The following is a 20827-nucleotide window of genomic DNA, read 5'->3' as shown; positions in this document are numbered from 1 at the left end:
TCAGCGCGCGCTGCCGCACTTCGTGGACGCGTCCGCCACGCAGCCGTGGCTGCCGAGGCCGTTGTCGGTGGTGCTCTGCGGCGCGGCCTCTTCCGGGGGCGCGAACCAGCCGAGGTACTGGCGGTCGAACGCCGCGTTCGAGGCGCCGTCGACGCTGTACGCCAGGCCGGGCCGGACCTGCTGTCCGGGGTTGCCCGGGTGCTTCGGGTAACCGGCCCGCCGCGACGAGCTGCCGTTGCCACCGGCGTCGCCCGTGCCGTTGCCGTTTCCGTTGGCGTCGTGGCTGCTTCGGGTGCCGCCGGTGCGAGTGCCGGAGTGGTTGTCGCTGTTGCCGGAGGTCGAACCACCGGGCGCGGCGAAGGCCGCCGGGGCCAGCGCGGCCGGGCCGATCGCGAGGGCCGCGGTGATCATCGAGGCGGCGATCAATTTATGGGCGGTGGTCGAGGTGGCCATGATGCGGATCCTTCGTGTCGGCAATGTCCTCCGGCCGAGAGAGCCATTAGTTGACGTGTCTATCGTGCCGTTGTTTAACGATACATAGATCGAGGAGCCGTCCACTATGGCGAGATCGCTCCCAGAATTGGGAAGGATTGCGGTCCGATTGTCCTTGGCCGAAGGCCCGTCGCATGATCCGCGCACTGACCTAGACTGAGTAGCAGCTTTCGCCTACGCGAGTCCCGAAGTGCGGCTCTTGATCACCGGTGGACGGTTATGGGTCGAGTACGTGAGGTTCCGCCGCGGCGGCGCCTGGTCGCCGCGCTCCGGCTGCGTCCGGGGAGGGGATGAATCGCAGTGCTGCCGCACGACCGACAGCAGGCTGAGACCGCTGATCCGGACGGCGGCCCGGAATCCGGGCGCTATTCGGTGCGTGGCGCGTTGTCCCAGCTGCGGCTGCGTGAGCTACTGGCCGAGATCCGCGAGCGGATCGACCAGATCATCGATGTGCGCGACCGGATGGACGCGCTGGTCGAGGCCATGTTCGCGGTCACCGCCGGGCTCGAGCTGGACGAGACCCTGCGCACCATCGTGCACACGGCGATCACGCTGGTGGACGCCCGCTACGGCGCGCTCGGGGTGCGCGGTGCGGGCCACGATCTGTCCCGATTCGTGTACGAGGGCATCGACGACGCCACCCGGTCGCGGATCGGCGCGCTTCCGCGCGGGCACGGCGTGCTGGGACTGCTTTTCGATCAGCCCAAGCCGATCCGGCTCGAATGCCTGGCCGAGCATCCGGCGTCGGTCGGCTTCCCGGACAACCATCCGCCGATGCGGAGTTTTCTCGGGGTCCCGGTGCGGGTGCGGCAGGCGGTCTTCGGAAACCTGTATCTGACGGAGAAGGTCGGTGGCGGGCAGTTCACCGAGGACGACGAGGTGATGGTGCAGGCGCTGGCCGCGGCGGCGGGCATCGCGATCGAGAACGCCCGGCTGTACGAGGCGGCACGCACCCGGCAGGCCTGGATCACGGCCACCCGGGACCTGACCACGGAGTTCCTGGCCGGTACCGCGCCGGAGCGGGTGTTCGCGCACCTGGTCAACCACGTCCGGCGGCTGACCCGGTCGGACCGGGTGTTCCTGGCGGTGACGGCCGAGCCGGACCGCGCGCCGGAGGAAGCATCGGAGCTGGACATCGTGTACTCGGTCGGCTGCGGCGTCGACCCCGGCGGCAGTCTCCGACTCGCGGGCACCGCCGCCCGCGAGGCCTTCGCCGGCCGGTCCGGGCTGCGGTTCGAGGGCGCGGCGGCGGCGGGGCTCAGCGCCGAGGTCGGTGTGGGCGCCGGTCCGCTGCTGATGCTGCCGCTGTACACGCCCGAGGCGTCGCTGGGCCTGTTGGTGGCGGCCCGGCCGACCGACAGCACGCCCTACGACGAGGAGGTCCTGGAGCTGGCCGAGGCGTTCGCCGCGCAGGCCGCGCTCGCGATGCAACTCGCCGACGCCCAGCAGCGGATGCGGGCGCTGGACGTGCTCGCCGAACGCGATCGGATCGCCCGGGACCTGCACGACCACGTGATCCAGCGATTGTTCGCGGTCGGGCTGGCCCTGCAGGGCACGGTGCCGCGCAGCCGCCGGACCGACGTGCGGGAACGGATCTCGGCGGCGGTCGACGACCTGCAATCGGTGGTGCAGGAGATCCGCACGTCCATCTTCGATCTGCATGTCGCCGAGGTCGGGCACGGCGGGTTGCGGCAGCGGGTCGAGAAGGCGGTCCGGCAGCACACCGCCGAGTCCGGCATCGATGTCACGGTGCGTGTCACCGGCCCGCTGTCGGTGGTCCCCGCGGACCTGGCCGACGACGCGGAGGCCGTGGTGCGCGAGGCGGTCAGCAATGCCGTCCGGCACTCCGGCGCCACCATGCTGACCGTCGAGATCGACGTGGGCGACGGCCTGATCGTCTCCGTCGCCGACGACGGCCGCGGCATCCCGGACGGCATCACCGCGAGCGGGCTGGTCAATATGGCGCGCCGCGCCGAACGCGCGGGCGGAAGCTGCACTGTCACACCGTTTTCCACCACGCCGGGCGCGCAACCCGGCACCCTGGTGCGGTGGTCCGCGCCCCTCCCGTGAGCCGTCGCGCGCACTCCGCGGCGACCGCCTATCCGGCCGCGCGGAAGCAGGAGCTGTCCGGGGTGACGAGACCGAGGTCGGCGTCGTAGCGCCGGTAGAGCAGGTGGCCGCGTTCGCGGGCCGGGTCGGTGAAGAACAGGTACGGCATGCCGTGCCCGCACAGGTGGTCCACGGCCTGTTCGGCGGTCAGCGACGGGGCCGGATGCTGGTCCACCGAGAAGACCGAGGAACAGTCGTCGCCACCGCGGACGCTCAGCGGTGACCGGGTGCGGTACTGGTGCGCCAGCCGCAGGCCGGTCGGCGCGGCGCGATAGACGACGGCGTCGGCGCCGGTGCCCGCGTGCGTGAACAGGTACGCATCGAAGTCCAGGGCGTCCATCGCCGCCGCGGCCGTCGACGGGTCGGTGGTGGTGAGCGCGAATGCCTTGCGGCGCACGAGATCTCCCGGCACCGGTGCGGCGAGGGGCGGACGGGTCGGGTCCGGCCACGGGCGGTGCTGCGGGGTGGCGGTGACGGCCTTGATCTGACGTTCCAGCCGCACCACGGCGGGCAGTACGTCGCCGCGGCCGCGGGTCAGTGTCTGCATCCGGACGGGCCGGTCCGCGATCGCCAGGTTCACCTGCACCAGCATCGGACCGCTGCCGCAATTGGCGGCGGAGACCCGGATCCGCGCGCCGCCGCCGAGGCGGAAGCGGGCCAGCAATCGTCCGACCGCGCCGGCGATGCGCTCGCTCTCCAGCTTCGGCAGCTCACCGCGGACGATGACGGCGACGTCGGGAAACTCCTCGGACGGCCGCGTTTCGGACGTGCGCAGCATCGCACGACCTTCCTTTCTGCTCGGCACCAATCCCGTTCCCGCAGCACCACAGTGCATTCCGGTTCCGCGCCGCTGTAGGGCCGAAGGTCCTTCGTGTGGGTAATCACATCGTCGCGGACCGCGGCCCACCACCCGTGGTAACCGACCTGCGGGCACATTCGTAGGACCTTCGGCCCTACATCGCCGTATCGGCGCGGTGATGGGATTTGCACAGGGGTCGCGAGCATGAGACGGAAAGCGGGTCGGTGGCGGTGAGCACGGCGGAGCACCTGGACCGCGCCGAATCGATGCGACTGCTGGCCGGTGCCGCGGTCGGCCGAATCGTCTTCACCCGCAACGCTTTACCGGCGATCCGCCCGGTCAACCACCTCGTCGAGGACGGCGCCGTGGTGCTGCGGACCCGCTTCACGACGCAGTTGACCACCGCCATGGGCGGCAGTTCCCCGGTGGTGGTCGCGTACGAGGCGGACGAGATCGATGTGGTGCGGCGCGTCGGCTGGTCGGTCGTGGTGGTGGGATTCGCGCGTCCGGTCACCGACCCCGACCGCATCGCGCGCTACGAATCGCTGTTGCAGTCGTGGGTCGACGGGGAGAAGGCCACCGTGGTGTCGATCGAGCCCGAGATCGTCACGGGTGTCAGGCTCGTCGAGCGGAGCTGTTAGCGCCCCGACATGATGGAGGCAGGGCAGGTAGCGACGTTCCGAAACAGGAGGAGTGCGATGACCGACAATCCGGCCACCTCGGAATCCGGCCAGAACCCACCGATCGTGGCGGCGGTCGACGGGTCGGCGGTGTCATATCACGCGGCCGCCTGGGCGGCGGTCGCCGCCGCCCTGCACGGCTGTGCGCTCCACCTGCTCACGTCGGTATCGCTACCGGCCGTGTTCGGGCCGGTGCCGGTGCTCGGCGAGGACGACCTGGCCCGGCTGCACGCCGATGCCGAGCGGATCCTGACCGAGGCGACCCGCTCGGCCCGTGCCGCCGCGCCCGGGGAGTCACCTGCGATCAGTACCGAGGTGGTCACCGAGCCGATCATTCCCGTGCTGGTCGATCGCTCCCGCCGGGTCCGGCTGGTCGCGGTCGGCAGTCGCGGGCTCGGGGCATTCCGGCGCGGCCTGCTGGGGTCCGTCAGCACGGCGGTGACCCGGCACGCGCATTGCCCGGTCGCCGTGGTGCATTCGGCGACGGATGCGGTGTCGGCGAGCAAGCCGGTGCTGGTCGGGGTGGACGGCAGCGAGAACAGCGTGCCCGCCCTGGAACTCGCGTTCGAGGAGGCCTCCCGGCGCAAGGTCGGTCTGGTGGCGTTGCACGCCTGGACGGACGTCAGCGCCGCGCTGGACGTGTCGATCAGCGGCTGGGACGCGATCCGCGACACCGAGGACGCGGTGCTGGCCGAGTCGCTGTCCGGGTACGCCGAGCGTTACCCGGATGTCGAGATACACCGGATCCTCGTGCAGGACAGGCCCGTTCGCGCGCTGCTGGAGCAGTCCGAGCGGGCGCAACTGGTGGTGGTCGGCAGTCACGGCCGCGGCGGCTTCACCGGAATGCTGCTCGGCTCCACCAGCTCCGCCCTGGTGCAGTCGGTGGACTGCCCGATCGTGGTCGTCCGGGAGCGGACGAAAGACGGTGCTGGGGAAGGGGATTCGTAGTCAGGCCGTAGGCGGGTCGAGTTCCTCGACACCGAGCCGGTCGGAGTATTGCCGATTCAGGTCGGACCAGCCGTAGTCGAGCGCATCGGCGCCCACGATGGGCCCGATCGGGCTGCCCGCGAGCAGTTCGGCGGCCACGTCGAGGCACAGGTGCCAGCCCGCGGCCAACTGCGCCGCCACCGCTCGCTCCGGGAGCCGGTGGGTCAGGCGCAACCGAGTGCCGCCGTCGTGGTCCGCCAGCTCCCAGCGCAGCGCGTCACCGGCCCAGGTGTATTCGAGGATGTCCGGCGGGGTCACGGTGGTGACCTGGCCCGGCAACTCCTGCCGGTGCTCGCCGTCGATCATGATCAGGGTGACCGGGCCGGTCGCGGCCAGCGAGCGGTCGGCGGTGTATGGCGCCCACTCGCGCAACTCCTCCGGTTCGGTGAGGGCGGACCACACCGCCTCCCGGGTCTGCGGGAACTGCCGGGTGAACACGAGAGACCAGCGGCCGTTCTCGTCGACGAGTTCGACCTGGTGCAGAGGGCTGGGGTGGTACCGGCGGGTGGTCATGAGCGATCCTTTCGGTCGAGGTGGTGGCCCAAGGCATCGAGATGGCGGTCCCACAGCCGCAGGTAGGGCGTGAGCCAGGTGTCGAGCTGCTCGAAGGGGCCGGGGGCGAGGCGGTAGATCCGCTTCTGTGCCGCCACTTCGCAGGTGACGAAGCCGGTGTCGCGCAGGACTTTCAAATGCTTCGACACCGTCGGCTGCGGTAGGTCCAGGCGCGTGACGAGTTCGCCCACGGTGGCTTCGCCGGTGCGGAGCAGGTCGAGGATTCGCCTGCGCTGCGGTTCGGCTACCACCGCGAAGAGGTCGATTGTCACGCGGCCGAATATACCTTTCTGAGTATATACCTGTCTAGGCATATGCAGGATTGCGGTTCTCCGGCCGTCGAATTAGAACGCGTTATAGATTGGTGGCAGGATCGCTGCTTCGATGTGTGAAGGGGAATCATGTCTGCCACCGCATCCGCCGCCGAGCTGCTGGCGACCGTCGAGCGGTCGCCGCAGGCCGTCGCCGTCCACGACCGGGCCGCGTGGGTCGGGTTGTTCACCCGCGACGCGCTGGTGGAGGATCCGGTCGGGTCGCGTCCGCACCGGGGGACCGCCGCGATCGAGCGGTTCTACGACACCTTCATCGCGCCCAACGGCATCGCGTTCCGGGTCGGCCACGACGTGGTGTGCGGCATGACCGTCTATCGCGACCTGGCCATCGAGACCACCATGTCGACCGGTGTGACGCTGCGCGTTCCCATGCACCTGCGCTACGACCTCACCCGGACGGGCGGCGAACTACGCATCCGCGAACTGCGCGCGCACTGGGAACTACCCGTCATGGTCGGTCAACTCCTGCTGTCGGGCGGCCCGGGCCTGCTCGCCGCGGCCAGACTCGCGCCACAACTGCTCGGCAACCAGGGCATCGGCGGCGCGCTGGGTTTCGCCCGCGGCTTCCGCCGAGTCGGCGCGGCGGCCAAGCGAACCGCCACCACCTTCCTCCGATCCGCCTCCCGCGGCGACAGCTCCGCCCGAGCGGCCCTCGCCCCCGACGCCACCCTCCTGTGGTGCGGCGCCCCACTCGGCGTCGAGGGCTTCCTGCGGCAGGCAACCGGCCTCCGCCCCGAAACCCCCATAGCCGCAGGCAGTTTCATCACCACGACGATCTCCACCCCCACCGCCCGCGGCATCGCCGAACTCGAACTCACCCGCAACAGCAGGCAGATCAAGGCCGCCCGCATCTACCTCGGTGAGTAATTCGCGGCGCGGGGTTGAGTCTCCCGCAGGGGGAGACGCCAAGCTGGTGGGCATGGACGACGAGAACCTCCTCGCGATCGGTGCTCTGGCCGAGCGGACCGGTGTGTCGGTCAAGACGATCCGGTTCTATTCCGACAAGGGGATCGTTCCGCCGACCTGTCACAGCCCGGCCGGTTACCGCCTCTACGACATCGCCGCCCTGGCCCGCCTCGAGCTGGTCCGGACGCTGCGTGAGCTGGACATCGATCTGGCCACGATTCGCCGCGTCCTGGATCGCGAGACTTCGCTGACCGAGGTCGCCGAAGCACATGCGGCGGCCCTCGACGTGCAGGTCCGCGTGCTGCGGTTGCGCCGCGCGGTGTTGCAGGCGGTAGCCGCCCGGGGTTCGAACCCACAGGAAATGAATCTGATGCACAAACTGGTCAATCTGTCGGAAGCCGAACGGCACCGCTTCATCCACGACTTCATCGACAACACCTTCGGCGGGGTCGACGCCAATCCGGCCATGGTGGAGCTGCTGCGCTCGAGCATGCCGGAACTGCCGGAGGATCCGACTCCCGAGCATGTCGAGGCGTGGCTGGAACTCGTGGAGTTGGTGCAGAACAACGACTTCCGGACAGCGGTGCGGCGGATGGCCGAATACCAAGCGAAGGAGCGTGCCGAGGGCGACACCACCGGCCTGCATCACCAGCTGACCGAGACGGTCCGCGCGGAAGTCGGCCGGGCCCTCGCGGCGGATATCGCACCGGAGTCGGCGAGTGCGGCCGACATCGTCGACACCCTGACCGCACGCTACGCCGAGACCTTCGGCCGGACCGATGACGACCGACTGCGGCGGTGGGTGCTCGAGCGGCTCGCGGTCGCCAACGATCCCCGCGTGACCCGGTACTGGCAGCTCGTGGCCACCGTCAACGGCTGGCCGCCGCTGCCGGACCTCGAACCGGTGTTCACCTGGTTCGGTCGAGCGCTGCACGCGCATCCCGGCAAGCGCTGAGACCCGCGCCCGGTAGGGAAACGGCGGTCGCCGGTATCGGGCGGGAGACGGTTTGCCCGGTTGCGCGCGGTGTGCGGTGCGGGCGTGCACAATGCCCGGTATGGATGGCTGGGGCGGGCGGGCATCGGCCGACCGGCGGGCGAGCGAGGTGCCCGGCGGGGACGAGGGGGTGCGGAAGCGGCACGGGCGGCATTACACGCCCGAGCGGTTGGCTCGGTTCCTGGCCGAACGAGTGGCGGAGCATGTAGCGCCCCGGGGCGAGGTTCGGGTGCTGGATCCGGCGTGTGGTGACGGTGAGTTGTTGCTGGCCGTCGGGCGGGTACTGGCGGAGCGGTTTCCGGGAATTCCGTTGCGGCTGACGGGGTTCGATCTCGACGCGGAGGCCGTGCGGGTCGCCCGGACGCGGGGCGAGGGACTCGAGATCGACTGGCATGCCGGTGACTTCCTCACCGCGGCAGAAGATTTGGCCCCCGCGGGGTTCGACGTGGTGATCACCAACCCGCCGTATGTGCGGACCCAGCAGCTGGGGTCGGCGGCCGCCCAGCTGTTGGCCCGCCGGTACGGCCTCACCGGCCGCATCGACCTGACCCACCCGTTCGTCGCGAGCGTGCCCCGGTTGCTGCGGCCCGGCGGCGTGCTGGGCCTGTTGTGCGCCAACCGTTTTCTCACCACCAAGGCCGGAACCAACCTGCGCGCCCTGCTGCGGTCCGAGCTGGCGCCGGTGGAACTGTACGACCTCGGCGACACCCGGCTGTTCGAGGCCGCAGTCCTTCCCGCGATCACCATCGCCCTCCGCGCCCCTGCCGCCGCCCCCTGCCGCTACGTCTCGGCCTATGAACTCGACACCCCCCGAACAACATCCACCACCGACCTGTACACCGCCCTCACCGCCCCGTCCGGCACCGTGATCACCCACAGCGGCCGAACCATCGCCATCGAGATCGGCACCCTCGCCGACGACCTGACCCCGGCTCCATCCGGCGCCACGCCCCGACCCGACGCCACCGTCCCCTGGCGGATGTCCCACCCCGGCGTGGACGGGTGGTTGCGGCGGGTGGCGGAGGGGACCTGGCGGACGTTCGGGGAGGTGGTGCGGATTCGGGTGGGGATCAAGACGACGGCGGACCGGGTGTTCATCTCCGATCGGTGGGAGGAGCGCGAACCGCGACCGGAGGCGGAGTTGCTGTTCGATCTGCTGACCCATCACGATCTGGCGCCGTGGCGGATCACGCGGTCGCATCCGACGCGCGTGCTCTACCCCTACGACGTGACACGCGCGCGCCGCACGCCGGTGGATCTCGGCGAATTCCCCGCGGCCGCAGCGTATCTGGCCGAGCACAAGGACACCCTGGCCGCCCGCGGCTACGTCACCGCCGGCGGCCGGGAGTGGTTCGAGATCTGGGTGCCGCAGCGCCCGCACCTGTGGTCGCGGCCGAAGCTGGTGTTTCCCGATATCAGCGTGCGGCCGCGGTTCGCGCTCGACCGCAGCGGCGCCATCGTCAACGGCGACTGCTATTGGATCTCGCTGCCCGACCTCGGCGCCGACACGCTCGCGTATCTCTTGATGGGAGTGGCGAATTCGACGCTGGGCCTGCGCTTCTACGACGCGGTGTGCGGCAACCGGCTGTACGCGGGCCGCCGCCGGTGGATCACCCAGTACGTCGGCCGCCTGCCGCTGCCGGACCCCGCGACTCCCGCGGCGGCGGCGCTCACGGAGCTGGTGCGGACGTTCGTCGACGGCGCGGCCGAACCGGACCCCGCTCTGCTCGACGAGCGAGTAGCCGCCGCCTTCCGTCTCTGACGCCTCAGCCGCGCGGCACCCCCACCATCGGCATCAGGGTGCGGCGCGCGAAGTCCCGCGCGGCCTGCTGGTCGCCGACCGGGATCAGCCCGTCGGGCGTCAGTGCCAGCGATTGCGCCAGCCGCGCCATGATCTCGGCGACCAGGTCGGCATCGAAGTCCAGCGCCGGGTTCGTCTTCTGCAGTTCGCGCAGTTTCTCGGCGAGATAGGCGCGCCCGACCGCGAGGATCGGCCCCGCCTCGGTGGTCAGCCGCGGCAGGATCAGATCCGGTTCGGTGCGCAGCAGCCGCCGCAGCAGTTCGTTGCGCGCCAGCAGCGTGATGAACGCGACGAACACCTCGACCAGCTGATCCTCGGCGGCGGTGGCCGATTCGGCGCTGTTCCCGCCGGTGATCTCCGCGACCCGCTGGTCGATCTCGGCGACGAACAGCTGCGCCTCGCGCACGCCCACCGCCTCGATCAGTTCGTTCTTCGACTCGAAGCGGCGGTACAGCGTGGCGGGGCTGATCCCGGCCCGGCGCGCGATCTCGCCCATGCTGGTGCGCTTGATCCCGAAGTCCAGGAACGCCGACAGCGCGCTCTCCAGCAGTTGCTCGCCGTCGGCTCGCGGCTTCTCGAGGATGCGCGCCAGGATGGGGGGAACCGAGGGCATCGAATCTCCAGTCGGATGCGGAAGGGTGCGGATCATTATCTCATCGGATCGCACCCGGAACCGCAGCCTGGCGTGTCGCGCCCCGGCGCCGGTCAGCGCAGATTCAGCGCCGTCATCTCCTGCTCGATCGCATTCGCGGCGAAATCTATTCCGCTGGAACGTAATTCGTGTACCCGGCGATGTAGCGCCTCGATGCCTCCGGGCTGGGCCGCGATATCGGCCACGCTGATCCGCCCCTTGGGCCGGTGCATACCGGACTGCTCGTACGCCACCGTTGAACCTCCTGCTTGCCCGCGTGACGAGCCCGTCGTCCGGGCGTGGCTCGCCTCGCGCAACGAGCCGTCCGCCGCCGTGTCGACGCCGTCGACCGGACCCCGGGCACGCTGGCCAAATGCTAGCAAGAGGATAAGCTGGTCATCTGACCAGTGTGCGGTGTATCACACTTCGATGCCGTCGCGGTGGGCGGCGGTGCTGTGCCGGTAGACCGTCGCGTTGAGCCGGATCCGATCCAGCTCGGCCTCGCGGAGTTCGCGGCGCACCTTGCCCGGGACGCCCGCGACCAGCGATCCGGGCGGAATTTGTGCCCCTTCCGGAATGAGCGCGTTGGCGGCGATCAGGCAGCCCGCGCCGATCACTGCGCCGTTGAGCACGGTCGCGCCCATGCCCACCAGCACGTCGTCGCCGACCGTGCAGCCGTGCAGGATCGCGTTGTGTCCCACCGAGACTCCGGCGCCGACCGTCAGCGGGACGCCCGGATCCGCGTGCAGCACGCACCCGTCCTGGATATTGGTTCCGGCGCCCACGGAGATCTCCTCCATATCGCCCCGGAGCACCGCCGAGTACCAGATGCTCACGTCCGCGGCGAGCCGCACGCGGCCGATCACGGTCGCGTTCGGCGCCACCCACGCGCTGTCGTCGATCTGCGGCGCGTGTTCACCCAACTGAATCCTCATGATCACCGAACATAGCCCCGGCCCGGCGCCCCGCTCACCCGGCCCGCGGCAGGAAGTCGCTGTCGAGGGCGGCGGCATAGTCCGGCAATTGGGCGGAGCGGTCGATCGAGCCTTGCTCCTTGGCCCAATTCGCCAGGGCCGTCAGGCTTTCCGCCAGCCGCGGCTGCACCTGCAGGCTGAAATCGAACTCCGGGAGGATCTTTCCGAGCAGGTCCGGCGGGAGCTGAGTGGCCTCGGCGACGGCGGTGACCGCGTCGCTGGAGCGCGCCGCCAGCTGTGCGCCGGCCTCATCGATCGCTCGGAAGAACGCCGACAGCGCCGCCGCCTTGCGCGTGGTCGCGGTGTCGGTCGCCAGGTAGAGGCTGTGCTGGTGGTACGACCCGCCCGTCAGTTCGACCGCGTCGTCGCCGAGGGCCGCCACCACCTGCGCCTGGTACGGCTGGAAGATGGCGACCGCGTCGACGTTGCGCTGGGTCGCCGCGGTGACCGTGGCCTGCGGCGCCACCTGGACCAGGTCGGCACGAATGTTGTTGTCCGCCAGCGTAGTGGCGGCGAAGTAGGCCGCGCTGGTGCCCAGCGGCGTACCGATGGACCGCCCCGCGAGCTGTGCGGGCGAGGTGATCCCGGCACTGCGCCGGGCCACGATGCGCGAGCCCTCCCAGCGCGAACCGTCGCCGACGACCCGCAATGACGGCGACCGGGCCAGGGTCGCGGCGGCGGGCACGTCGGCGGCCGTGGCGACGTCGACCTGATGCGCGGCGAGCGCCTGTAGCGCCTCGACGCCGGACGGGAAGTTCACCACCTTCACCTTCACGCCGTGCTTGTCGAAGATTCCGGCCCGCTGCGCGACGGGCACCTGCGCCCAGGACGGGTCGACGACGAATCCGACGGTGAGGGTCGACGGGTCGCTGCTGTCCGAATTACCGCACGCGGCAAGGGAAGTCGACAGGGCGCCGAGGGCGAGGACTGCGGTGAGCAGCCGGGTGAGTGTGTGCACGGTTCTCTCTTCAGCTCGGAGGGTCGCCGGGCTCGAGGCCCAGTTCGTGGTGCAGTCGCCGGCGCAGTGCGCTGTAGGCGGGTTGATCGGCGAGCGTCGCGGCGGGCCGCGGGCGGCTCAGCGGGTTGGTGAGGTGGGTGCGGATGCGGCCGTCGCGCAGCACGCCGATGGTGTCGGACAGGCGAATTGCCTCGTCGATGTCGTGGGTGACGAAGACGACGGTGCGGTTCAGCCGGGTCCACAGGTCGATGAGCAGGTCCTGCATCCGCAGCCGGGTGAGGGCGTCGAGCGCCGCGAACGGCTCGTCCATGAGCATGATCGCGGGCTCCCCGGCGAGCATGCGGGCGAGGCCGACCCGCTGGCGCATGCCGCCGGAGAGCCGGCTCGGCCGCTGCGCGCCGACCTCCCCGGACAATCCGACCAGGTCGAGTAGTTGGGCGATGCGGGCGGGCCGCTCGCGCCGCGGAATCCCGTGCGCGCGTAGGGCGAAGGCGATGTTGTCGGCCACGCTCATCCACGGGAACAGGACATCGCGCTGGAAGGCGACGCCGCGGCGCGGATCGGGTGCGGTGACCGTCTCGCCGTCGTCGACGACGGTGCCGCCGGTGGGGGTGATGAGCCCCGCCAGGCAGTGCAGCAGTGTCGATTTGCCGCTGCCCGAGGCACCGACCAGCACCAGGAACGAGCCGTCGGGAACGCTCAGGTCGATGTTGCGCAGCGTCGGTGAGGCGGTGTTCGGGAACCGCACCACGACGTCGTGTGCCGCGATCGTCATCGCTCCTCCCGGGCCCAGCGGGTCAACGGCGCGGTGCTCGCGGCGAGGATCAGATCGCAGGCGGCGCCGATCACGCCGAGCACGATCAGGCAGAACACGAGCCGATCGGCCTGCGAGAACAGCTGCGCCTGGTAGATGCGGTAGCCGATTCCTGCTGTGGTGCCGGTCATTTCGGCGACGACGATCAAGACGAACGCCATCGCCGCGCCCACCCGCAGACCGGCGGCGACATCGGGCAGCGCCTCGGGGACGACCACCCGGGCGAGGGTCTGCGCGCGCCCCGCGCCCAGGCAGCGCGCCGCCTGCAGGAAATCCGCCGGGGTACTGGCGAATCCGGCGTGACTGTTGATCCACACCGGTACGAACACGCCCAGCGCGATGACCAGGGTCTTGCTGTTCTCGCCGAGCCCGAACCACAGGATGGCCAGGGGCACGAGCCCGATGGTCGGCACCGGCGACAGCAGCCGCAGCACCGGTTGCAACAACCGGCGGCCCGCCCAGGTGCTCGCGGTGAGCAGGGCGGCCGCGGTCCCGGCGATCGAGCCCAGCGCGAAACCGAGCAGGGCCCGCCGCAGGCTGGCGGTGATGTCGGGCAGCAGCAATCCGTCCGACCACAGCGTCCGCCCGGCCCGCGCGATCTTCGGCACGCTGGGGAACAGCTCGGCGGGGAAGTGCCCGGTGGCCGCGACCAGCGTCCAGACGACTCCGGCCAGCACGAGTCCGGCCAGGGTGCCGCCGGCCGCGCCCCAGCCGCCGCCCCGCGGTTTCGGCACGCGCGCGGTCCAGCGGCGGCGGGCCGGCGGCGCGGAAGGTGTTGTGTCCGTGGCGGTGTGGAGACTGGAGGTGGTCATGGTCTGGCGCTTTCCGGGGTGGGGTACGGGTCGATCGGCACGGGCGGCGTGTGCGGCGCGCCGATCGGCACCCAGTCGAACGGCACGGCCTGGGCGCGGTAGATCAGCGAGGTGCGGGTGGCGCGGTCGACGCCCGGCACCCGCGGTTCCCGCACCTCCGGTTCCCCGGCGACCCCGAATCCGGTGTAGGGCGTGTGGTATTCCCACACCACCCGGCCGTCGGGGGTGACCTGGAACAACCGGCCGTTCATGCCCTCGGTGACGAGCGTGTTGCCGTTCGGCAGGCGCTGGGCGTTGCTGACAAAGGAGCTGAAGAACGTCCACGACGGCAGGCCGGAATCCTCGGCGGTGTACTGCCAGACGATCTCCTCGGTCGCCGGATCGATCTCCAGTACCCGCGATCCCGCGTAGATGCCGAGCGGGGCGGGCGGATATCCGGCGCCGCCCTGGTTGTCGAAGACCAGGATGTTGCCCGCGCCCGGCAACCCCTCGGCGATGAGATGGGGATTGTGCTGCCCGGAGATCTGGTCGAGCGGGCGGGGGACCTTGTGGACGTTGATTCGCTGATGCTGGGCCCCGGGTTCGGCCGCGAAGTACGGACCCAGCTTCCACACGACGGCGCCGCTGGACCGGTCGAGCAGCGCGACGATATTCGCCTTGCGGTAGCTGATCAGGATGTTGTCCGGCTGGAAGATGCCGTCCGGGTCCGCGCGGTGCCAGCGGTTCGGGCCGAGGGTCTTGGCGCTGTTGATCTCCAGGTACCCCCAGGGGTCGTCCGGATCGCGAGCCACGGTGCGGCGCAGCGCATCCCAGCCCTCCGCCGACAAGCCCAGCTCGTCGAGATGGTCTCCGGCGCGCCACTCCCAGACGATCTCGCCGCCGGGGGAGACCTCGTACAGCCCCTGGTCGCCCACGACATCGGGGCCCAGGGCGGGCACCACGCGCGGAATCGTGACCAGCAGCAACCGGTTTCCGTTGGGGAGCAGTTCCCAGTCGTGGTTCTGCCGCGCCGCGCCGCCCGGCGCCCGCTCGCCCCACTCCCACACCCGCTCGCCCGTCCACGACAGCTGGCCGACGGTGCGATTGGCGTAGATCCCGCCGCGCGGGTCGTCCCCGGCAGACAGTTGCACTCCGAGGTCGCCGAGACGGCCGCCGGTGAGCGCGGGATCGAGAATGCGCGGCGGCACCCCGGCGAACGGCCACTCGTGGTGCACGGCGCCGTTCAGATCGATCAGGCGCGTGGTCCCGTCCGATCCCGAGTACAGGACGTAACTGTGGTGTGCCGGCTCGGGATCGAAGTAGGTGACACCGGTCGGTCGTACGAAGGCCATGCGAATTACTCCACCAATCGGTTGTTGCGTCCAGGGGTCGCGGAGGTTACCAATCTAATCGATTTGCGTAGGCTCTGAGCTGCGCATACGGTGAGAGAATCAGCATGGTTCGAACCCTTGTCGGACCGGCGGGCGATCGATGAGGATGGGGCGGATCATGACTGCCGAGCGGGTGACGCTGGCCGATGTGGCGCGGCGGGCCGGGACGTCCACGGCCGTCGTCAGCTATGTCCTCAACGACGGGCCCCGGCCGGTCTCCGAGGCGCTGCGGGCGCGCGTGGTCGCGGCCCTCGACGAACTCGACTACCGCCCGGACCGGATCGCCCGGGCGCTGCGGCGGCCGCGCCGGTGGAAGCAGATCGGACTGCTCGTGCCCGATCTGACGCTTCCGCTGTTCGGGGCGCTCGTCGGCCGCATCGAGGTGGAAGCGCGCGGTCGCGACCACCTGACCCTGATCGGCAACACCGGGTACGACCCGGAACGGGAGATCGAATTCGTCCGCGCCTTCGCCGATTCCGGTATCGACGGGCTGATCGTGGTGGGGAGTGCCAACGGGCCCGCCACGGCCGCGCTGTGCCGCCGAGAGCGCATCCCGGTCGTCTGGGTGCACAACAATCGGGGCGCTGTCGACGCGCCGGTGATCGGCGCCGACCATGTCCGGGCGGGTGCGCTCGCCACCGAACACCTCGTCACCGTGCACGGCCGCACCGAGGTGGTCTTCGTCGGCGGATTCACTCCCGGCGACGTCGAGCACGGCGACCGCGAAACCGTGGCGCAGCGCTACGAGGGCTACGCGTCGGTCCTCGGCCCGTCCGCGGCCCGCCTGCTCCGCACCGATCTCACCCCCGCCGGCGCCTACCACGCCGTCGCCGCCCGCCTCACCGCCGGGCACGCCCCCCACGCCCTGGTGATCGGCACCTACGGCCAAGCGGCCGCCGCCCTCCGAGCCGTCACCGACAGCGGCGCCCGCGTCCCCCACGACATCGCCTTGGTCGGCTTCGACGGCGACGCCACCAACCTCTACGGCCAACTCCCCCTCACCACCGTCCGCCAGCCCATCGACACCATCGCCCGCCACGCCCTCGACGCCGCCCTGAAAACCCCGGCCCCCGCCCCCACCCCCCTCGAGGTCTTCCTCACCCCAGCCGAAACCTGCGGCTGCGCCACCGCAATCAGCTCGCTACCGCCGTCGGAACCGGTTGGCTGAGGCTCGTCGCCGACGTCATCTCGGTTCACGCGGACCCGTCCCCGCGTGACCGTAGCTGCCGGGCGTTCCGGCAACGATGGGGTAACAACCGGGGGCGGCAAACCTTGCGATCTTGAGTGGGGTGGGGGTTTCTGACAGCGTGGTCTGCGCACGCTATCCCACCTCACCGACGAGGAGTCAGGCGATGAGTCTCGTGCCGTTTCGTGAAAATGCCCGTAGCGCGGCGAGTGTGTGGGTATGAGCGCGCCCTCGGTGTTCAATGCCGGTCAGCCGATGCCGATCATCGGCGGTGGTGGCGGTGTGGTGACGATGGTGGAGGCGAGCACATTCTGCCTGTCGGATCCGCTGGGCGACATCAATGCCGGGACTTCGCAGGGGCTGTTCTACCGTGACGCCCGCGTCGTCTCCCGGTGGGAGCTGCGGTTGGACGGCCACCGGCCCGAGCAGCTGTCGGTGATGATGTCGGAGGCCTTCCGCGCCCGGTTCGTGCTGCGGAAACCGGCCCGGCAGGGCATCGCCGACAGCACCGTGCTGATCCTGCGCCGCAGGATGATCGGCGACGGCATGCGCGAGATCATCGCCGTGCACAACCTCGGCGACGAGGACACCGCGATGACCCTGTCGCTGAACGTCGACGCCGACTTCGCCGACCTGTTCGCGGTCAAGGCCGGGCAGGTGCACAGCGTCGGCTGTGAGCTGGCCGCCGCCGACGGCGAACTGCACCTCACCGACCGCGACGACCCCGGACGCGGCCTGACCATCACCGCCGACGGCAGCCCCGCCGCCCAGCCCGGCACGCTGACCTGGCGAATCGTCGTGCCGCGGCGCGGTCACTGGCAGACCACCGTGCGCTGCCGCCCGATCATCGGGCACCGCGCCGTCGAGGCGACCTTCAGCGACGACGACCAGGACAGCCCCACCTACCGGATGAAGCAGTGGCGGGCGACGGCCACCAGCCTCACCGCCGGCGACCCCGGCCTCACCTCGATCCTGCAGCGCACCGAGGGCGATCTGGGCGCCCTGCGCATCGATGACCAAGGCGGCGACGCGCCGACCTACGTGGCCGCGGGCGCACCGTGGTTCATGACGCTGTTCGGCCGCGACAGCCTGCTCACCTCGTGGATGGCGCTGCTGCTGGACTCCGATCTCGCACTGGGCACGCTGCAGCAGCTGGCGGCGTTGCAGGGCACCCACGTCGATCCGATCACCGAGGAGGAACCGGGCCGCATCATGCACGAGATGCGGCACGGACCCGCCGGTGACGAGGTGCTCGGCGGCACCGTGTACTACGGAACCGTCGATGCCACACCGCTTTTCGTCATGCTGCTGGCCGAATGCTGGCGCTGGGGCGCCGAGGAGGCGATCGTCAAGGCGCTGCTGCCCGCCGCCGACGCCGCGCTCACCTGGATCGACTCGTACGGCGACACCGACGGCGACGGGTTCGTCGAGTACCGCCGCAAAACCGATCAGGGCCTGGCCAATCAGGGCTGGAAGGACAGCTGGGACGCGATCTCCTTCGCCGACGGCCGCCTCGCCGACCCGCCGATCGCGCTGTGCGAGGTGCAGGGCTACGTCTACGCCGCGCGGCTGGGCCGGGCCGACATCGCCGAGGCCTTCGGTGACACCGAGACCGCCACCCGGCTGCGCACCCAGGCGGCGGAACTCAAGGCGCACTTCGACGAGGCGTTCTGGCTGCCCCAATCCGGTTGGTACGCAATAGCTCTGGACGCCCGGAAGAATCCGGTGGACGCGCTGTCGAGCAATGTCGCGCACTGCCTGTGGACCGGGATCGTCCCCGACGAGCGCGCCGCGACCCTCATCGAGCGGCTGTCCGAGCCCGGGATGGACAGCGGGTTCGGACTGCGCACCCTGTCGGAATCCATGGGCCGCTACAACCCGATGAGCTACCACAACGGCTCGGTGTGGCCGCACGACACCGCCATCGCGATCGCCGGTCTGCTGCGCTACCACCACATTCCCGGTGCCACCGAACTTGCCGAACGCCTGGCCGGGGGGCTGCTCGAGGCGATCATGGGTTTCGGCGCCCGCCCGCCGGAACTGTTCTGCGGCTTCACCCGCAAGGATTTCCCCGCGCCGGTGCCGTACCCGACCTCGTGCTCACCGCAGGCCTGGTCCAGCGCGGCGCCGCTGTTGCTGATGCGTTCGTACCTCGGCCTGCAACCCGACGTTCCCAATCGCACCCTGGGCATCGCGCCGCGCCTGCCCGACCGGGCCGGTCGAGTGCGTCTCGCCGAGCTCCGGCTGGGCCCCGCCACCATCACCATCCAGGCGCGGGGAACCACCGTGAAGGTCGACGGACTGCCGAGCGATTGGCAGCTTCGCCAGTCCTGACCTACGGCTCAGAGGTACCAGTCGGGCTCGTCGCCCGTCGGCAGGTCGCGCAGCTTGTCGGGGTTGCGAACGACATTGATGCCCACGATGTGATCGCCGTCGACCACGAACGAGAACACCCCGACATGGGTGCCGTCGAACACGATCAGGCCCGGGCTGCCGTTGACCAGCACGTGCCGCCCCCACGCGCCGGTACCCGCCCGGTACCAGCCGAGGAACATCTTGGCGACCAGCTCCGCGCCCCGCACCGGCTTGCGGATGGCGGGCACCTTGCCGCCACCATCGGCGGTCAGCACGACCTTCTCGTCGAGCACGCCGAGCAGCGCGCTCAGGTCGCCGGACCGCCACGCCAGCGCGAACGCCGACACCGCCTTCTCGTGCTCGTCGCGGCTGGCGGGGAAGCGCGGAGTGCCCTCCTCGACATGCTTGCGCGCGCGAGAAGCCAACTGGCGCACCGCCGCTGGCGTCCGGCCCACGACGTCGGCCACCTCGGGCGCGGTCATACCGAACACCTCCTGCAGCACGAAGGCGGTGCGCTCGGCGGGCGACAGCGACTCCAGCACGACCAGTAGCGCGGTGGTGACCCGCTCGTCCTGGGTGACGCGGTCGGCGGGATCGTCCATGGTGATGACCTCCGGTTCGGGCAGCCATTCCCCGACATACTGTTCGCGCCGGGCACGGGCCGATCCCAGCTGGTCCAGGGCGAGCCGTCCGGTCACCGTGGTCAGCCATGCGCGCAGGTTGTCGATCTGGTCATCGGCGGCGCGGTGCTCGTGCCACCGCTGCAACCGCAGCCACGCCTCCTGCACCACATCGTCGGCGTCACTGAGGCTTCCCAGCGTGCTGTAGGCCAGCCGGCGCAGATACTGCCGGTGCTCCTCGAACCGACGCGCCAACTCCGCCCGATCGATCTCGCCGGTACGCTCCTCAGTCGTCACCCTGCTTCCTTCCGTCCGCCCGAGCCTATCGGTGCGTTATGGAGGTGACGACGCAGGTCGCCGGGGTGTGACATCGGGTGCGCCGGTGCCTGGTTCTCGATCGGCGGTGCGGGCAGCGGAAATCGTGGCGGGGTCGGCCGGGTGGGTTGCGGCGCGGTTAGGCTCGGCCGGTGCGTATGGGGACTGCGAGGGCGATCGGGCTGGGGCTGGGGTTCGTGCTGGATCGGATGGCGGGGGACCCGGCGCGGTGGCATCCGGTGGCGGGTTTCGGGACGGTGGCGGGGGTGGCGGAGAAGGTCGGCTACCGGGACGGGCGTGCGGCCGGCGTGGTGCACGAGGTGGTGCTCGTCGGGGGTGTCGTAGCGATGTCGGCGGGTGTGGAGCGGCTGTTCGCTGTCGGACGGGGCGCGGGCACGCGAACCGTTGTGGCGCAAGGGTTGTCGACGGCGCTCGCCACGTGGATCGCGCTCGGTGGGACGACGCTCGCGCGGACCGGCTCGGACATGGCCCACCGCCTGGAATCGGGGGACATCGCGGGAGCGCGCCGGTTGTTGCCTTCGCTGTGCGGGCGCGACCCCGAGGCGCTGGACGCGGACGGACTCGCCCGCGCGGCGGTCGAATCCCTCGCGGAGAACACGTCCGACGCCACCGTGGCCCCGCTGTTCTGGGGCGCGGTCGCCGGGGTACCCGGCCTGCTCGGATATCGGGCCGTCAATACCTTGGACGCCATGGTCGGCTACCGCAACGACCGCTACCACCGGTTCGGCTGGGCGGCCGCCCGCACCGACGATCTGGCCAACCTGCTCCCGGCGCGCGCGAGCGGAGCCTTGACCGCACTGCTGGCCCCGGTGGTCGGAGGTCGTCCGGCCGCCGCCGTCCACGCCTGGCGTCGCGACGCCGCCGCCCACCCGAGCCCCAACGCGGGCGTAGCCGAAGCCGCGATGGCCGGAGCGCTGGGTGTCCGACTGGGCGGCCGGACCCGATACCGGCACGGCACCGAAATCCGCCCCACCCTCGGCGACGGACCGTCCCCCCAGGTCCCCGATCTGCGCCGCGCCGTCCGCCTGTCCGAGGCGGTCCAGGTAACCGCGGCGGCGTCGGCCGTGGCCCTCGCCTGTCTGCGCCCGTCTCGGCGTCGCGGAAAATGATTGGCCGGGG

The 20827-nt window shown here is 70.7% G+C and carries 21 protein-coding genes; 9 read left to right on the top strand and 12 right to left on the bottom strand.

The annotated features are described in order from the left end of the window. The gene (locus QH470_RS31455; RefSeq protein WP_280276006.1) at window positions 1-453 is read right to left on the bottom strand and encodes a hypothetical protein; all 453 of its coding nucleotides are present in this window, start codon (window positions 451-453) and stop codon (window positions 1-3) included. Between the two features lie 339 nt (window positions 454-792). Here QH470_RS31455 and QH470_RS31450 point away from each other — a divergent pair, with 339 nt between their 5' ends. Next, window positions 793-2562 carry a GAF domain-containing sensor histidine kinase gene (locus tag QH470_RS31450; RefSeq protein WP_342228476.1) on the top strand — a complete coding sequence of 590 codons (1770 nt, stop codon included), beginning with the start codon at window positions 793-795 and terminating at the stop codon, window positions 2560-2562. A gap of 28 nt (window positions 2563-2590) precedes the next feature. Here QH470_RS31450 and QH470_RS31445 read toward each other — a convergent pair whose 3' ends face one another. Further along, a complete protein-coding gene (locus QH470_RS31445; RefSeq protein WP_280276005.1) occupies window positions 2591-3379 on the bottom strand; it encodes a sigma 54 modulation/S30EA ribosomal C-terminal domain-containing protein in 789 nt (262 codons plus the stop codon). 245 nt (window positions 3380-3624) lie between these two features. Here QH470_RS31445 and QH470_RS31440 point away from each other — a divergent pair, with 245 nt between their 5' ends. Both QH470_RS31440 and QH470_RS31435 read left to right on the top strand, forming a co-directional pair. Continuing rightward, window positions 3625-4041, top strand: coding sequence for a pyridoxamine 5'-phosphate oxidase family protein (locus tag QH470_RS31440; protein WP_280276004.1), 417 nt, complete (start codon window positions 3625-3627; stop codon window positions 4039-4041). Window positions 4042-4098: 57 nt separating this feature from the next. After that, window positions 4099-5028, top strand: coding sequence for a universal stress protein (locus tag QH470_RS31435; RefSeq protein ID WP_280276003.1), 930 nt, complete (start codon window positions 4099-4101; stop codon window positions 5026-5028). Here QH470_RS31435 and QH470_RS31430 read toward each other — a convergent pair whose 3' ends face one another. After that, complete coding sequence (locus QH470_RS31430; RefSeq protein WP_280276002.1) at window positions 5029-5580, bottom strand: SRPBCC family protein; 552 nt, start codon at window positions 5578-5580, stop codon at window positions 5029-5031. It lies immediately after the preceding gene. Continuing rightward, window positions 5577-5891, bottom strand: coding sequence for an ArsR/SmtB family transcription factor (locus QH470_RS31425; RefSeq protein ID WP_280276001.1), 315 nt, complete (start codon window positions 5889-5891; stop codon window positions 5577-5579). The genes QH470_RS31430 and QH470_RS31425 overlap by 4 nt, the downstream gene beginning before the upstream one ends. 129 nt (window positions 5892-6020) lie before the next feature. On the opposite strand from QH470_RS31425, the gene QH470_RS31420 reads away from it, so the two are divergent. The 3 genes from QH470_RS31420 (at window position 6021) to QH470_RS31410 (ending at window position 9613) form a co-directional block, all read left to right on the top strand. Then, complete coding sequence (locus tag QH470_RS31420) at window positions 6021-6818, top strand: nuclear transport factor 2 family protein (protein ID WP_280276000.1); 798 nt, start codon at window positions 6021-6023, stop codon at window positions 6816-6818. A 52-nt stretch (window positions 6819-6870) separates the two neighbouring features. Further along, window positions 6871-7812 (top strand): MerR family transcriptional regulator, encoded by a 942-nt coding sequence (locus QH470_RS31415; RefSeq protein WP_280275999.1) that lies wholly within the window; start codon window positions 6871-6873, stop codon window positions 7810-7812. Window positions 7813-7912: 100 nt separating this feature from the next. Continuing rightward, the gene (locus tag QH470_RS31410; protein WP_280275998.1) at window positions 7913-9613 is read left to right on the top strand and encodes an Eco57I restriction-modification methylase domain-containing protein; all 1701 of its coding nucleotides are present in this window, start codon (window positions 7913-7915) and stop codon (window positions 9611-9613) included. Between the two features lie 4 nt (window positions 9614-9617). Here QH470_RS31410 and QH470_RS31405 read toward each other — a convergent pair whose 3' ends face one another. From QH470_RS31405 to QH470_RS31375, 7 genes are all read right to left on the bottom strand, one after another. After that, on the bottom strand, window positions 9618-10265 hold the full coding sequence (locus tag QH470_RS31405; protein WP_280275997.1) for a TetR/AcrR family transcriptional regulator: 648 nt from the start codon (window positions 10263-10265) through the stop codon (window positions 9618-9620). A 92-nt stretch (window positions 10266-10357) separates the two neighbouring features. Further along, window positions 10358-10537, bottom strand: a complete 180-nt coding sequence (locus QH470_RS31400; protein WP_187684168.1) for a hypothetical protein — start codon at window positions 10535-10537, stop codon at window positions 10358-10360. Between the two features lie 165 nt (window positions 10538-10702). Further along, entirely contained in the window at window positions 10703-11218 is a 516-nt protein-coding gene (locus QH470_RS31395; protein WP_280275996.1) for a gamma carbonic anhydrase family protein, read from the bottom strand. Between the two features lie 34 nt (window positions 11219-11252). Further along, entirely contained in the window at window positions 11253-12215 is a 963-nt protein-coding gene (locus QH470_RS31390; protein ID WP_280275995.1) for an ABC transporter substrate-binding protein, read from the bottom strand. A 10-nt stretch (window positions 12216-12225) separates the two neighbouring features. Next, complete coding sequence (locus QH470_RS31385; protein ID WP_280275994.1) at window positions 12226-12990, bottom strand: ABC transporter ATP-binding protein; 765 nt, start codon at window positions 12988-12990, stop codon at window positions 12226-12228. After that, window positions 12987-13841, bottom strand: coding sequence for an ABC transporter permease (locus QH470_RS31380; protein ID WP_280275993.1), 855 nt, complete (start codon window positions 13839-13841; stop codon window positions 12987-12989). The genes QH470_RS31385 and QH470_RS31380 overlap by 4 nt, the downstream gene beginning before the upstream one ends. Further along, complete coding sequence (locus QH470_RS31375; protein WP_280275992.1) at window positions 13838-15172, bottom strand: aryl-sulfate sulfotransferase; 1335 nt, start codon at window positions 15170-15172, stop codon at window positions 13838-13840. The genes QH470_RS31380 and QH470_RS31375 overlap by 4 nt, the downstream gene beginning before the upstream one ends. A 157-nt stretch (window positions 15173-15329) precedes the next feature. On the opposite strand from QH470_RS31375, the gene QH470_RS31370 reads away from it, so the two are divergent. Next, window positions 15330-16379 carry a LacI family DNA-binding transcriptional regulator gene (locus tag QH470_RS31370; protein ID WP_280275991.1) on the top strand — a complete coding sequence of 350 codons (1050 nt, stop codon included), beginning with the start codon at window positions 15330-15332 and terminating at the stop codon, window positions 16377-16379. Between the two features lie 237 nt (window positions 16380-16616). Next, entirely contained in the window at window positions 16617-18731 is a 2115-nt protein-coding gene (locus QH470_RS31365; RefSeq protein ID WP_280275990.1) for an amylo-alpha-1,6-glucosidase, read from the top strand. Between the two features lie 8 nt (window positions 18732-18739). Here QH470_RS31365 and sigJ read toward each other — a convergent pair whose 3' ends face one another. After that, window positions 18740-19669, bottom strand: a complete 930-nt coding sequence (gene sigJ, locus QH470_RS31360; protein WP_280275989.1) for an RNA polymerase sigma factor SigJ — start codon at window positions 19667-19669, stop codon at window positions 18740-18742. 176 nt (window positions 19670-19845) lie between these two features. Between sigJ and QH470_RS31355 the strand changes: the two genes are divergently transcribed. Continuing rightward, window positions 19846-20817, top strand: a complete 972-nt coding sequence (locus QH470_RS31355) for a cobalamin biosynthesis protein (protein WP_280276016.1) — start codon at window positions 19846-19848, stop codon at window positions 20815-20817. Window positions 20818-20827: the final 10 nt, after the last annotated feature.

It is taken from the genome of Nocardia wallacei, from assembly GCF_029868745.1.
Taxonomy (GTDB): domain Bacteria; phylum Actinomycetota; class Actinomycetes; order Mycobacteriales; family Mycobacteriaceae; genus Nocardia; species Nocardia wallacei_B.
Note: the sequence above shows the minus strand (reverse complement) of the source record. Positions and strands in the feature narration are given on the sequence as shown.